Here is a 13,877-nt window from a genome sequence, read left to right on the forward strand (position 1 = left end):
GCCAACGATGTTGAAACCTGCGAAGTTGGAAAAAGTTCTGATCGCCAACCGCGGTGAAATCGCCCTGCGGATCCTGCGTGCCTGCAAAGAGCTGGGCATCAAGACCGTCGCCGTTTACTCCAAGGCTGACAAGGACCTGATGCACCTGGGTCTGGCCGACGAATCCGTCTGCATCGGTCCGGCATCGGCTGCTCAGTCCTACCTGCACATCCCGGCGATCATCGCGGCTGCCGAAGTGACCGGCGCCACGGCGATCCACCCTGGCTATGGCTTCCTGGCTGAAAACGCCGATTTCGCCGAGCAGGTCGAGAAATCCGGTTTTGCCTTCATTGGCCCCAAAGCCGACACCATTCGCCTGATGGGCGACAAGGTTTCGGCCAAGGACGCAATGATCAAAGCGAACGTGCCTACCGTTCCGGGCTCTGACGGCCCACTGCCGGAAGACGAAGAAGAAGCGCTGCGTATCGGCCGCAAGGTCGGCTACCCGGTGATCATCAAGGCCGCTGGCGGCGGCGGTGGTCGCGGCATGCGCGTGGTGCACAAGGAAGAGGACCTGATCGCCTCGGCCAAACTGACCCGCAGCGAAGCGGGTGCAGCGTTCGGCAACCCGATGGTCTACCTGGAGAAGTTCCTGACCAACCCGCGTCACGTGGAAGTTCAGGTACTGTCCGATGGCCAGGGCCACGCCATCCATCTGGGCGACCGCGACTGCTCGCTGCAACGCCGCCACCAGAAGGTGCTTGAAGAAGCGCCGGCTCCGGGCATCGACGAGAAAGCCCGCGCCGAAGTGCTGGCTCGCTGCGTCAAAGCGTGCATCGACATCGGTTACCGCGGTGCCGGTACGTTCGAATTCCTCTACGAGAACGGCGCGTTCTATTTCATCGAAATGAACACCCGCGTACAGGTCGAGCACCCGGTTTCGGAAATGGTCACCGGCATCGACATCGTCAAGGAGATGCTCAGCATCGCCGCTGGCAATCCGCTGTCGTACACCCAGGATGACGTGAAGATTCACGGTCACGCGCTTGAGTGCCGGATCAACGCCGAAGACCCGAAAACCTTCATGCCGAGCCCAGGCACGGTTAAGCATTTCCACGCACCGGGCGGCAACGGCGTTCGCGTCGATTCGCACCTGTACAGCGGTTATGCGGTTCCACCGAACTATGACTCGCTGATCGGCAAGCTGATCACCTGGGGCAAGGACCGCGACGAAGCCATGGCGCGCATGCGCAACGCCCTGGACGAAATCGTGGTAGACGGGATCAGGACCAACATCCCGCTGCACCGTGATCTGACCCGTGATGAAGGCTTCTGCAAAGGCGGCGTCAACATCCACTACCTGGAACACAAACTGGCCGGTGAGAAACACTGATCCGCCAGCACGTGCCACAGACCACAAAGCCGCTTTCGAGCGGCTTTGTTGTGTTTGAGGGGCGCGATCCCGTAGGACCGGCTTCAGCCGGGAAGCCCCCTGTGTGGACGACATCAACCTTGCGTTATGACGCCTGACGCTTTCCCGGCCAAAGCCGGTCATGCGTGTTCACCACCCCGCCAGATCACAGGCACCTCACAGATCGCGACACCCACTTTGTTGTTTCCCCGCGAACCCCGTAAACTTGCCGGTCTTTCGTGGCGCTGCGCCGCTCATTCTTTTCAAATTCGAAGGTAACCCGCCATGCCCTGGCTGCAAGTCCGTCTCGCCATCAGCCCAGAACAAGCCGAAACCTACGAAGACGCCCTTCTCGAAGTCGGCGCCGTATCGGTCACGTTCATGGATGCCGAGGACCAGCCGATCTTCGAACCCGAGCTGAACACCACGCCACTGTGGTCCCACACTCACTTGCTCGCGTTGTTCGAAGCGGACACCAACGCTGATCAGGTGCTGGCTCACCTGACCCTGCTCACAGGTGCCGAGCTGCCGGAACATACGCACGAAGTCATCGAAGATCAGGACTGGGAACGCAGCTGGATGGACAACTTCCAGCCGATGCGTTTTGGTCAGCGCCTGTGGATCGTGCCCAGCTGGCACGCCGCGCCTGAGCCGGACGCAGTCAATCTGCTGCTCGACCCGGGTCTGGCTTTCGGCACTGGCACACACCCGACCACGGCCTTGTGCCTGGAATGGCTCGACGGTCAGGACCTGAGCAATTGCAACGTGCTGGATTTCGGCTGTGGCTCAGGCATTCTCGCCATCGCTGCGCTGCTGCTGGGCGCCAGGCACGCCATAGGCACGGACATCGATGTTCAGGCGCTGGAAGCCTCCCGCGACAATGCCGGACGCAACCATGTCGCGCCGGAAAAATTCCCGCTGTACCTGCCTGAAGACCTGCCGCAAGAACCGGCCGACGTACTGGTCGCGAATATTTTGGCCGGACCGCTGGTTTCTCTGGCACCTCAGCTGGCCAGCCTGGTCAAACCCGGTGGCCGCCTGGCGCTGTCCGGTATTCTTGCCGAGCAAGGCGATGAAGTGGCTGCCGCCTATGCCGACACATTCGACCTTGACCCGATCGCCAACCGCGATGGCTGGGTGCGGATCACCGGTCGTCGTCGCTAGAAACCATTTGCCCTAAGATCCCGATTTCAGGCGCTCGTTAACCCCGGATACCCGCATGACCGACAGTTTCGTCACTCAGTGCCCGCATTGCCAGACCAGCTTCCGTGTCAGCCACGCCCAGTTGAGCGTGGCACGAGGCATGGTTCGCTGCGGCTCGTGCCTGCAAGTGTTCAACGCTGCCAGACAACTACTGGAACAACGCGCCGGGGCGCAGAACACCGCTCAAACCACCGAATCAGGGGTAACGCCGCCGGAGCCGGTCGAGGCCAGGCCCGAAGTCATTGCGCCGCAGTCGGTCGTGCTTGCTCCGCCCGCGCCTTTGCCGGTCAGGCAGGACCCACGCCCGGTCGACCTCGACAGCCTTGACCTGGATGATCTGGACGTCGAGCTCGCCCGTCTCGAACAGCGGGAAATCCAGCTGCCGGAATCCTTCGGGCGCGCGAGCCAGACCCGCGATCACGACGCCGTCGAATCATTCAGCGCGCGCCGTGATGAGCCGGATGTCGGTCAGGAATCGTGGGATCAGGGTCTCGGCCACGACGATGTCAGCCAGTTGCCAGAGCTGCGCGCCGAGGTGATCGAAGACCACGACGGCCCGGACCTCCATGAAGATCGGGCAGATCCGCACGTCGATGAGCACGAAGACCATCGCACTGAGCCTTCCTTCTCATTGACCCCTGACGATGACCTGGACGACGAGCCCGCCCGCGCTCAACGGTTGCGCAACGATGCCGAGCCTGACGAGCCGCACACTTCCGAGCGCTTTTCTGCTCTGGACGATGATGACGAGCGAGATCGCCATGACCATGAAGAAGACGACCACCCAGAGCCGCCTCACGGCAAACGTGGGCGAAGCGAACCCGGGCTGCGCGATCAGGCGTTGCTGGATCTGACGGATGACCCGCTGCAACTTGCCTGGCAGAAACCCAAACCCCGCTGGGGCCGGCGCATACTGTGGATGTTCCTGGTGCTGATCGCGTTGGCCGTATTGGCGGGCCAGTACATCTGGTATCACTTCGATGAGCTCGCGCGGCAGGATCAATATCGTCCCTGGTTCCAGCAGATCTGCCCGGAAGTGGGCTGTAAGGTTCCGTCGAAAGTCGATATCAAGCTGCTCAAGAGCAGCAATCTGGTGGTGCGCAGCCATCCTGAATTCCAGGGCGCATTGGTCGTGGACGCCATCATCTACAATCGCGCATCGTTCTCGCAGCCCTTCCCGCTGCTCGAACTGCGATTTGCCGATGCCAGTGGTCAGCTGATTGCCAGTCGTCGGTTCAAGCCCGGCGAATACCTGAGCGGCGAACTCGCCGGCAAGGATGAAATGCCGCCGCAGACGCCTATTCACATCGCGCTGGACATTCTCGATCCGGGAGCGAAGGCGGTGAATTACAGTTTGAGTTTTCGCTCGCCGGAGTAAAATCCGGGTTTGATGGCCGCCTGTCCCACGCACTGAAATGCGGCAGCGCGATCAGGCCAGCGCCGCCCGAAATCCGACGACAGTTTTATGACAATGCGCACCCGAACCTAACTGTTCGCGATAAGAAAGCAGCTGTTCAGATTTTATCCAATTCAGCCTTTATCCAGTCATCGAGAGCGGGTATCATGCCCACCCTTTTTCATACTCTGGGTCCCGTCTGATTGGGTGCAGAAGCACTTTTCGGACCAGACCTCGTGATTCGGCCCCACAACAGGTCACCCTATGTCGGCGGTACGCATCGGCCCATACACATTGCAAAACGGCTTGATCCTCGCCCCCATGGCGGGCGTCACCGACCAGCCCTTCCGGCAGCTTTGCCGCCAGCTCGGCGCGGGCCTCGTGGTCTCGGAAATGGTCACCAGTGACATGAGCCTGTGGAACAGCCGCAAATCCCGGCTGCGCATGATTCACGAGGGTGATCCCGAGCCACGCTCGGTCCAGATCGCCGGCGGAGACCCGCAGATGCTTGCGGATGCAGCACGTGCCAACGTCGAACTTGGCGCACAGATCATCGATATCAACATGGGCTGTCCGGCAAAGAAGGTCTGCAACAAGGCCGCTGGGTCCGCACTGTTGAAAGATGAACAGTTGGTGACCGAAATCCTGCATGCAGTGGTTGCAGCAGTCGAGGTACCGGTCACCCTGAAGATTCGCACCGGCTGGGACCGGGCGAACAAAAATGGTCTGACGGTCGCCCGGATCGCCGAACAAGCCGGAATACAGGCATTGGCGGTACATGGCCGGACCCGCGCGGATCTCTACACCGGCGAAGCCGAGTACGACACGATCGCGGCGATCAAGCAGGCGGTGTCGATTCCGGTATTTGCCAACGGCGATATCGATTCACCGGAAAAAGCCCGGCACGTCCTCGACGCGACCGGTGCAGACGGGTTGTTGATTGGCCGGGCCGCCCAGGGGCGCCCATGGATTTTTCGCGAGATAGAACATTACCTGCGCACCGGGGAGAAACTTCCTGCGCTGCCAATGGGTGAAGTGGAACGCATTCTGCTAGAGCATCTGGCGGGGCTCCACACGTTCTATGGCGATGTGATGGGCGTGCGGATCGCACGCAAGCATGTCGGCTGGTATCTCGCAACCTTGCCGGGCGCCAGGGAGTTTCGCGCCCATTTCAATCGTTTGGAAGATACGGAAGCACAGTGCGCCAACGTTCGGGAGTTCTTCTCCCAACGCGATAAAAGCCCGGAAGCAGGGAACTAAGAAGAGGTGGCCGCATGACGATGATGACAGAGACTTTAGTGAGTGGAACAACGCCCGTGAGCGACAACGTCAATTTGAAACAACACCTGAATACGCCAAGCGAAGAGGGCCAGACCCTGCGCGGAAGCGTCGAGAAGGCGTTGCACAATTATTTCGCTCACCTTGAAGGTGCTGCCGTCACTGATGTCTACAACCTTGTGCTCTCGGAAGTCGAAGCGCCGTTGCTCGAGTGCGTGATGAACTACGTCAAGGGCAACCAGACCAAGGCGTCCGAGCTGCTGGGGCTGAACCGTGGCACCCTGCGCAAGAAACTCAAGCAGTACGATCTGCTGTAAGCATCCAAAACACAAAAAGCGACCTGACCGGGTCGCTTTTTTGCTGAATTCTTTTGCTTTTGATGGAAGTTGAGATGACCGACCAGACTACCCGCCTGCCGATCCGCCGCGCCTTGATCAGCGTATCCAACAAGACCGGGATCCTTGAATTCGCCCGTGAACTCGAAGCCCTCGGCGTCGAGATCCTTTCCACCGGCGGTACCTTCAAGCTGCTCAAGGACAACGGCGTCGCAGCGGTAGAAGTCGCGGATTACACCGGCTTCGCAGAAATGATGGACGGTCGCGTCAAGACCCTGCATCCGAAAATCCACGGCGGCATCCTGGGCCGTCGCGGCACCGACGACGCCATCATGGCCGAACACGGCATCAAGCCGATCGACCTGGTTGCCGTCAACCTCTATCCGTTCGAAGCGACTGTTTCCAAGCCAGGCTGCGACCTGCCGACCGCCATCGAGAACATCGACATCGGCGGCCCGACCATGGTCCGTTCGGCTGCAAAAAACCACAAAGACGTCGCGATCGTGGTCAACGCCAGCGATTACGGCCAAGTGCTGGAGAACCTCAAGGCAGGTGGCCTGACCTACGCTCAGCGTTTCGACCTGATGCTCAAGGCCTTCGAACACACTGCGGCCTACGACGGCATGATCGCCAACTACTTGGGCAGCGTCGATCAGAGCGCTGAAACCCTGTCGACCGAAGGCCGCAGCGAGTTCCCGCGCACCTTCAACACCCAGTTCATCAAGGCGCAGGAAATGCGCTACGGCGAGAACCCGCATCAGAGCGCGGCGTTCTATGTCGAAGCCAAACCGGCCGAAGTCGGCATCGCCACAGCGACTCAGTTGCAAGGCAAGGAACTGTCCTACAACAACGTCGCCGATATCGACGCAGCGCTCGAGTGCGTGAAGAGCTTCGTCAAACCGGCATGCGTCATCGTCAAGCACGCCAACCCGTGCGGCGTGGCGGTCAGCCCTGACGCTGAAGGCGGCATTCGCCAGGCGTACGAACTGGCCTACGCCACCGACAGCGAGTCGGCATTCGGCGGCATCATTGCCTTCAACCGCGAACTGGACGCAGAGACCGCCAAGGCCATCGTCGAGCGCCAGTTCGTCGAAGTGATCATCGCCCCGAGCGTCAGCGCCGAAGCTCAGGCCATCGTCGCCAGCAAAGCCAACGTGCGTCTGCTGACCAGCGGCCAGTGGGATGCAGAGCGCGCCCCGGCGTGGGACTACAAACGTGTCAACGGCGGCCTGCTGGTGCAAAGCCGCGACATCGGCATGATCACCGCGGACGACCTGAAAGTCGTGACCAAACGCGCGCCAACCGAGCAGGAAATCCATGACCTGATCTTCGCGTGGAAAGTGGCCAAGTACGTCAAATCCAACGCCATCGTCTACGCCAAGAATCGCCAGACCATCGGCGTCGGCGCAGGCCAGATGAGCCGTGTGAACTCTGCGCGCATCGCGGCCATCAAGGCTGAGCACGCCGGTCTGCAGGTTCAGGGCGCGGTCATGGCATCGGACGCATTCTTCCCGTTCCGTGACGGCATCGACAACGCGGCCAAGGTCGGCATCACTGCGGTGATCCAGCCAGGCGGCTCGATGCGTGACAACGAAGTGATTGCCGCTGCCGATGAAGCCGGGATTGCAATGGTGTTCACGGGCATGCGCCACTTCCGCCATTGATACAGCGATTAACTGTGGGAGCGAGCTTGCTCGCGAATGCAATCGGTCAGAGACACCATGTCGTCTGACACACCGCTTTCGCGAGTAAGCTCGCTCCTCCAGAGTTGGTACGCGACGCTCAGATCGTCGACGTGCCAGCGACACCCACAGAATTAGCGTCATCGAGGTTTTTGAAATGAATGTTTTGATCATCGGCAGCGGCGGCCGTGAACACGCTCTGGCCTGGAAGGTCGCGCAGGACGCTCGTGTCGAGAAGGTCTTCGTCGCGCCGGGCAACGCTGGCACCGCCATCGAGGCCAAGTGCGAGAACGTCGCCATCGACGTCCTCGCGCTGGAACAACTGGCTGACTTCGCCGAAAAGAACGTCGCACTGACCATCGTCGGTCCGGAAGTCCCGTTGGTCGCCGGTGTCGTGGACCTGTTTCGCGCCCGTGGATTGAAATGCTTCGGCCCGACCCAGGGCGCGGCGCAACTGGAAGGTTCGAAGGCGTTCACCAAGGATTTCCTGGCGCGCCACAAGATCCCCACCGCCGACTACCAGAACTTCACCGAGATCGAGCCTGCCCTGGCCTATCTGCGTGAAAAAGGCGCGCCTATCGTGATCAAGGCCGATGGCCTTGCTGCGGGTAAAGGCGTCATCGTCGCCATGACGCTCCAGGAAGCAGAAGAAGCCGTGCGCGACATGCTCGCAGGTAACGCCTTTGGTGATGCCGGCTCACGCGTCGTGATCGAGGAATTCCTCGATGGCGAAGAAGCCAGCTTCATCGTCATGGTGGATGGCAAGAACGTGTTGCCAATGGCCACCAGCCAGGACCATAAACGTGTCGGCGATGGCGACAGCGGCCCGAATACCGGCGGCATGGGCGCCTACTCCCCTGCTCCGGTCGTGACCGCCGATGTGCATCAGCGCGTGATGGACCAGGTCATCTGGCCGACCGTCAGAGGCATGGCCGACGAAGGCAACGTTTACACCGGCTTCCTCTATGCTGGGTTGATGATCGACAAGGCAGGCAATCCGAAAGTCATCGAATTCAACTGCCGCTTTGGCGATCCTGAAACCCAGCCGGTCATGCTGCGCCTGCAGTCGAGCCTGGTCGAGCTGGTCGAAGCAGCATTGGCGCAAACGCTGGATACCACCGAAGCTCAGTGGGATCCACGCCCAAGCCTCGGAATCGTACTGGCCGCAGGCGGCTACCCTGGCGATTACGCGAAGGGTGAGCAGATCAATGGTCTGGATGCGGCAGCCCAGCTGTCGGGCAAAGTGTTTCACGCCGGTACCGCTCTGAAAGAGGGTCAGGTCGTGACTTCGGGTGGTCGGGTTCTGTGCGCGACCGCGCTGGGCGACAGCGTAGGCGACGCTCAGAAACACGCGTACGAACTGGCTGCAAAGATTGACTGGCAAGGCTGTTTCTACCGCAAGGACATTGGCTACCGTGCCATTGCCCGGGAACGCGGCGAACATCTGGAGTAAGTCTCGGTTCGGGCAGTCATCTCTGTTACCGCAGATGACTGCCCGCTCTTGCGGTGGCCTCCAGAGTTAACTGGCTTCATTCACGAAGGGATTTCGCCGTGCGCTGGCTCAGGATTGCCACACGTTTGACAGTTACCCTGCTGACCCTGCTCTGGATATCATCGGCATCGGCCGAGGTCAGCGCAGGATGGTCAGCGCTTGTCGACGATCAGGCGAACCTGCAACTCAGCGACATCCGCTCCTCCCATTACGATTCCCAATTCAGCCCGGTAGAGCTCGACAAGGTTCGCGCCACCGAGCGTGACGCCGCACTCTGGCTGCGCTACCGCCTGGCCCCCTCGAATCACGAAAAACTGGTGCGCATCTTCGCGCCGGACCTCGCCACCGTGGACATGTATGTGCTCGAGGGCGACAGCCTGATCGGCCACTCACGCTCCGGCAACAAGGTGCCGCGCGAGGCGCAACCTTTACCTTCCGTGGACTTTCTGCTCCCCGTCCCGCTCAGCGACAAACCGCTGGATGTGTATCTGCGGCTGAAGTCCGAGCAGGAGCTGCGTCCCAATATTTCGCTGGAATCAGCCGTCTCCAGCGCCGCCGATGAACGACGCCCGCTGCTGCTGGGGCTCTTCTTTGGCTCCCTGGCGATGCTGATCGTGCAGAACATCACGCGCTTCGCCCAATCGCGTTCGGTCAGCAGCCTGTGGCTGGCGGCCTGCGAAACGTTTTTGGGGCTCAGCGCGCTGCTGTTGCTCAACCTGCAGGCGCCCTGGTTGCCTCACTGGCATCTCGCCCAGACGCCCAGCGCGCACCTCGCGCTGCTGCTCGCCGCTGCCACCGGCCTGATGTTCGCCTACTGTTTCTTCGTTCAGCGTGGCGTCGAAGCGCTTAACCGCCTGTTGATGAGCGTGCTGTTGATCGTCGGCTTCGGCGCGCTGCTGGTGCTGTTCGTCGACACCCTGCCGTTGAACATTCTGACCTTCCTGCTGGTGGCGCTGACGACCGTGACGATCACGCTGGTCTCGGTCTTCCACCTGCAAAAGGGCTATTCACCGGCGCGTCCCTTTGTCATCGCGATGATCGTGTTCAACCTGGGCAATCTGGTGATACTGCCCGCGATGCTGTGGCTGACGAGCATCGCGGCGCAGACGTTGATCATCGCCGTGCTGGCCGTCTTCTGCCTGTGCGGCCTGCTGATGAGCATTGCCCTGAGCGAGCGCCATCGCAGCATCACCGAAAACAATTTCAGCATCAGCCGCGAACTGGCGGCCAGCACCGCCGAAATCAACGCCAAAGCAGAGTTTCTCGCCAAGATCAGCCACGAGATCCGCACGCCCATGAACGGCGTGCTCGGGATGACCGAGCTGCTTCTGGGTACGCCGCTGTCAGTCAAACAGCGCGATTACGTGCAGACGATCCACAGCGCCGGGAACGAACTGCTGACGCTGATCAACGAAATCCTCGACATCACCAAGCTCGAATCGGGGCAGATCGAGCTGGATGACGTTCAGTTCGACCTCAACGCCATGATCGAAGACTGCCTGAGTATCTTCCGCGCCAAGGCCGAGCAGCAGAGTGTCGAGCTGATCAGCTTCATCCAGCCTCAGGTCCCGCGGGTGATCAGCGGCGACCCCACGCGCCTGCGACAGACCCTGCTCAGCTTGCTGGAGAACGCGTTAAAGAAGACCGACGAGGGCGAGATTCTGTTGGTCGTCGCCCTCGACTCACGCGGCGGAAAACCGCGCCTTCGCATCGCCGTGCAGGACAGCGGCACACCACTGACGCCCAAGGAACGCGACGCGCTGCTGCACGCCGAACTGCACAGCAAGAATTTCCTGGCAGCCAGTAAAGTCGGCGGCCATCTCGGGCTGGTGATCGCCCGGCAGTTGATCCTGCTGATGAATGGCGAATTCGGTATTCAAAGCGGTACCAATCAGGGCAGCACGCTGTGGCTGAGCCTGCCGCTGGACGCCGAACGTCTGGAGCAACCGGCAGCGGACCTGGACAGCCCGCTCAAGGGCGCGCGGGTGTTGGTGGTCGACGATAACGATACGTGCCGCAAGGTGCTGGTGCAGCAATGCAGCGCCTGGGGGCTGAACGTCAGCGCCGTGCCGTCGGGCAAGGAAGCGCTGGCGCTGCTCAGAACCAAGGCTCACCTGCGGGACTATTTCGACATCGTGCTGCTCGATCAGAACATGCCCGGCATGACCGGCATGCAACTGGCCGCGAAGATCAAGGAAGACCCGAGCCTCAACCACGACATCCTGCTGATCATGCTGACCGGCATCAGCAACGCGCCGAGCAAGGTTATCGCCCGCAATGCCGGCGTGAAACGCATTCTCGCCAAGCCGGTGGCGGGCTATACCCTGAAGACCACGCTGGCCGATGAGTTGAACCAGCGCAACAAAGGCAACGCGACCTACCAGCCTGCTGCGGCCGTGAACAACGAAGTCGACGTGCCTTCGGATTTCAGGATTCTGGTGGCCGAGGACAACAGCATCTCCACCAAAGTCATCCGCGGCATGCTCGGCAAGCTGAACCTGCAGCCCGACACCGCCAGCAATGGCGAAGAAGCTCTGAGCGCCATGAAAGCCCAGCGCTATGACCTGGTGCTGATGGACTGCGAAATGCCCATTCTCGATGGTTTTTCGGCGACTCAACAGCTGCGCGCCTGGGAGATGGGCAACCAGCGAGTGCGTACGCCCGTGGTCGCGCTGACGGCGCATATTCTCGCCGAACACAAGGACCGCGCGCGCCAGTCGGGAATGGACGGGCATATGTCCAAACCGGTCGAACTGTCTCAGTTGCGCGAGCTGGTGGAGTACTGGGTCGAGCAACGCGCCCTGAACCAGGCAGCCCGACAGGCACACGACGAAGACCGTTATCAGCAAAACTGACGCTCAACGGGTTGTGGCGCCTGATAGACTTGCCCCCGTCCCAGTCTGCCGCGATGAGCCAAAACCATGCTTCACGTGTTGTTCAGCGTTTATTTGAAGATGCTGGTGCTCTACAGCCCATTCTTCGTCCTCTCCTGCTTCATCACTCTGAGCCGCGGATATTCACGTAAGGAGCGTCGTCACCTGGCGTGGAAAATCGCCCTCGCGACCCTGGTCTCCAGCGTGTTGCTGTACCTCTTCGGGCGTGTGATCTTCGGCGTTTTCGGCATTACCGCCGACGCCTTCCGAATCGGCGCCGGCAGCGTGCTGTTCATTTCCGCACTGGGCATGGCGCAAGGCAAATCAGGGGTCCAGACCGACAACGTCCAGCAGGACGTGGCGATCGTTCCGCTCACCATTCCTATCACGGTGGGCCCCGGGACCATCGGGGCATTGCTGGTCATGGGCGTGAGCCAGCCTCATTGGGATGACAAGCTCACGGCCATCGTCAGTATCGCGCTGGCGAGCCTGACCGTCGGCGTCGTGCTGTATCTGTCCAACAGCATCGAGCGCATCCTCGGCGACCAGGGATTGCAAATCGTCAGCCGACTGATGGGGCTGTTCGTCTGCGCCTTGGCCGCGCAGATCATCTTTACCGGCATCAGGGGTTACCTGCTGCCGTAGTTCACACCAGAGCGCGGGTGAGCACGTGCTCCAGCCGATTGTCGAGGTAGCGCGCCAACTCGTCGCGCCGACCCTGGTTGATGTCTCGGTTGAGCACATACCGGCCTCCTTTGACGTGCAGAATCACCCGCTTGCCACCGACGTGCACCGCATCGGTATTGAAACTCAGATAAACGCCGCACATCAGCACCACGACCTCTCCGGCAGCGGTTTTTTCGCAAGGCGCCAGTTGCAAAAATCGGCCCTTGCCTGCCACGGCCGAGTGATCGAAAAAAGCGCTCACGGTGCGATTCAGCCGGGCGGCGGAAAAACACCTGCGGACCATATGAGCAAGTTGCCCCGACCCGTAGGAGCCCACTATCTGAAAGAGCTCGTCGGCCCAATCGTCTGGATGACCGAGGACTCTGGATTCGGGGGTAATGAAGCTGGTGCGCTGCAAGCCGTAGGCTGCCAGCCGCTGGGTATAGACGTGCATCCAGACCGACCAGAATTCATCCCTGTCGTACGTGTTGCTGGCCGTCATGTCTGCCACGGTGATCACGTTCAGAATCGAGCTTTTCTCCTCGGCCGACATGCCGGGGGAAAAGGTCATGAGGTTACCGTAAGCAAACGCGGCTTCTACGCGCTGTGACGCCATTGCACACCTTCCTGGTGTTGTCGGCAAAAAAGGCGCATGGGCCAGCCGGTGGCACCATGCGCTCGCACATGTCAGCCACCCAGCGGCAGGTTCAGGATGTTATCGAACATGTAGTCATCCAGGCGGTCTGCCAGTCGCTGCTTGCCCCTTTGAAACCGCCCTTCGTTCAGCACCAGCTTGTCACCCGCTGACGCCACATCCACATCGCTCGACTGCCACTCCCAGAACAGAACGTTCGAGACGCTGTGGGATGTAATGAAGTAGATATTGGTGCTGACCAATACCACGTCGCCCTGTGGTGACTCCATGCAGACAGCGATATTGAATTTGCCATCCTGATGAGTACGGGACTCTTTCTGGAACAAACGAAGCGGCTCGCCGCCCTGACGCAGGCTGTTGACCGCATCTGACGCCAGATTCAGCAGCACTGCAGTGGATATGCCCGGAACGGCAGCCGCGGCGAGCGCGTTGGCGAGGATTTCCAGGCCAACCTGGTCCATTGTGAACTTGCGTGAGCTTGCGGAGTGCGCGCGCATGGAGTCGGCGAAGCCCGCCCACCCCAGGCCCTTCATGATGTCGGTCTTGTCTTTGTACCAGGCCTTGCGGCGCTCGGAGAGGTTGGCGATCTTACGCGTGCGATGCACCGCGGCCAGGTCCGAATAAAGCAGCGAGTTGGTGACGTAGTCCTTATGCTCGGCGGACATGTTGCCACTGAAAATGATGAGATGTTCTGGAGCGACCACCGCACTTTGCGGACCGCTGCTCTCGGACGAGTCAAAGCCTGGGCTCAGGCGCCCGGATGAAGCATCGATTGCATCCAAGGGTGATGGATGGCGGGTAGTGTCGAGGTTCAGGGGCTGACGATCGTACAGGGTGTGAATCATAAAAAAGTCCTTTTAGCAGATTGCCCTTCATGGGTGGGCTCAAGCTAACAAACACCACCCAC

Annotated in this window: 11 protein-coding genes; 9 read left to right on the top strand and 2 right to left on the bottom strand. The window is 60.6% G+C overall.

Translation table 11 applies throughout. The annotated features are described in order from the left end of the window. Positions 1-7 precede the first annotated feature (7 nt). The 9 genes from accC to AAGQ88_RS23750 all read left to right on the top strand — a co-directional run bounded on the left by accC (position 8) and on the right by AAGQ88_RS23750 (position 12,294). Positions 8-1,372, top strand: a complete 1,365-nt coding sequence (gene accC / locus AAGQ88_RS23710; protein ID WP_342653756.1) for an acetyl-CoA carboxylase biotin carboxylase subunit — start codon at positions 8-10, stop codon at positions 1,370-1,372. Between the two features lie 303 nt (positions 1,373-1,675). Then, positions 1,676-2,554, top strand: coding sequence for a 50S ribosomal protein L11 methyltransferase (prmA, locus tag AAGQ88_RS23715; protein WP_342653757.1), 879 nt, complete (start codon positions 1,676-1,678; stop codon positions 2,552-2,554). A gap of 55 nt (positions 2,555-2,609) precedes the next feature. After that, the gene (locus tag AAGQ88_RS23720) at positions 2,610-3,971 is read left to right on the top strand and encodes a DUF3426 domain-containing protein (protein ID WP_342653758.1); all 1,362 of its coding nucleotides are present in this window, start codon (positions 2,610-2,612) and stop codon (positions 3,969-3,971) included. A gap of 282 nt (positions 3,972-4,253) precedes the next feature. Next, positions 4,254-5,249 (top strand): tRNA dihydrouridine synthase DusB, encoded by a 996-nt coding sequence (gene dusB, locus AAGQ88_RS23725; protein ID WP_342653759.1) that lies wholly within the window; start codon positions 4,254-4,256, stop codon positions 5,247-5,249. 14 nt (positions 5,250-5,263) lie between these two features. Then, the gene (gene fis, locus AAGQ88_RS23730) at positions 5,264-5,584 is read left to right on the top strand and encodes a DNA-binding transcriptional regulator Fis (protein ID WP_007907419.1); all 321 of its coding nucleotides are present in this window, start codon (positions 5,264-5,266) and stop codon (positions 5,582-5,584) included. A gap of 74 nt (positions 5,585-5,658) precedes the next feature. Then, complete coding sequence (gene purH / locus AAGQ88_RS23735) at positions 5,659-7,266, top strand: bifunctional phosphoribosylaminoimidazolecarboxamide formyltransferase/IMP cyclohydrolase (protein ID WP_342653760.1); 1,608 nt, start codon at positions 5,659-5,661, stop codon at positions 7,264-7,266. Positions 7,267-7,441: 175 nt separating this feature from the next. After that, positions 7,442-8,737 carry a phosphoribosylamine--glycine ligase gene (purD, locus tag AAGQ88_RS23740; protein WP_342653761.1) on the top strand — a complete coding sequence of 432 codons (1,296 nt, stop codon included), beginning with the start codon at positions 7,442-7,444 and terminating at the stop codon, positions 8,735-8,737. Positions 8,738-8,835: 98 nt separating this feature from the next. Continuing rightward, the gene (locus AAGQ88_RS23745) at positions 8,836-11,631 is read left to right on the top strand and encodes a hybrid sensor histidine kinase/response regulator (RefSeq protein WP_285424140.1); all 2,796 of its coding nucleotides are present in this window, start codon (positions 8,836-8,838) and stop codon (positions 11,629-11,631) included. Positions 11,632-11,697: 66 nt separating this feature from the next. After that, positions 11,698-12,294 carry a MarC family protein gene (locus AAGQ88_RS23750; protein WP_285424139.1) on the top strand — a complete coding sequence of 199 codons (597 nt, stop codon included), beginning with the start codon at positions 11,698-11,700 and terminating at the stop codon, positions 12,292-12,294. Between the two features lies 1 nt (position 12,295). Here the strand turns inward: AAGQ88_RS23750 and AAGQ88_RS23755 are convergent, their stop codons facing one another. Together AAGQ88_RS23755 and AAGQ88_RS23760 are read right to left on the bottom strand one after the other, a co-directional pair. Next, complete coding sequence (locus tag AAGQ88_RS23755; protein WP_342653762.1) at positions 12,296-12,931, bottom strand: hypothetical protein; 636 nt, start codon at positions 12,929-12,931, stop codon at positions 12,296-12,298. 71 nt (positions 12,932-13,002) lie between these two features. Beyond that, positions 13,003-13,815: a hypothetical protein gene (locus AAGQ88_RS23760; RefSeq protein WP_342653763.1), complete on the bottom strand. Its 813-nt coding sequence runs from the start codon at positions 13,813-13,815 to the stop codon at positions 13,003-13,005. Between the last annotated feature and the right edge of the window lie 62 nt (positions 13,816-13,877).

The sequence above is a fragment of the Pseudomonas sp. F3-2 genome (assembly GCF_038804275.1).
Taxonomy (GTDB): domain Bacteria; phylum Pseudomonadota; class Gammaproteobacteria; order Pseudomonadales; family Pseudomonadaceae; genus Aquipseudomonas.

Coding starts and splice junctions, on each gene's coding strand:
- prmA (WP_342653757.1), top strand. CDS start 1,676: ATGCCCTGGCTGCAAGTCCGTCTCGCCATCAGCCCAGAACAAGCCGAA.
- fis (WP_007907419.1), top strand. CDS start 5,264: ATGACGATGATGACAGAGACTTTAGTGAGTGGAACAACGCCCGTGAGC.
- accC (WP_342653756.1), top strand. CDS start 8: ATGTTGAAACCTGCGAAGTTGGAAAAAGTTCTGATCGCCAACCGCGGT.
- AAGQ88_RS23720 (WP_342653758.1), top strand. CDS start 2,610: ATGACCGACAGTTTCGTCACTCAGTGCCCGCATTGCCAGACCAGCTTC.
- AAGQ88_RS23750 (WP_285424139.1), top strand. CDS start 11,698: ATGCTTCACGTGTTGTTCAGCGTTTATTTGAAGATGCTGGTGCTCTAC.
- dusB (WP_342653759.1), top strand. CDS start 4,254: ATGTCGGCGGTACGCATCGGCCCATACACATTGCAAAACGGCTTGATC.
- AAGQ88_RS23760 (WP_342653763.1), bottom strand. CDS start 13,815: ATGATTCACACCCTGTACGATCGTCAGCCCCTGAACCTCGACACTACC.
- purH (WP_342653760.1), top strand. CDS start 5,659: ATGACCGACCAGACTACCCGCCTGCCGATCCGCCGCGCCTTGATCAGC.
- purD (WP_342653761.1), top strand. CDS start 7,442: ATGAATGTTTTGATCATCGGCAGCGGCGGCCGTGAACACGCTCTGGCC.
- AAGQ88_RS23755 (WP_342653762.1), bottom strand. CDS start 12,931: ATGGCGTCACAGCGCGTAGAAGCCGCGTTTGCTTACGGTAACCTCATG.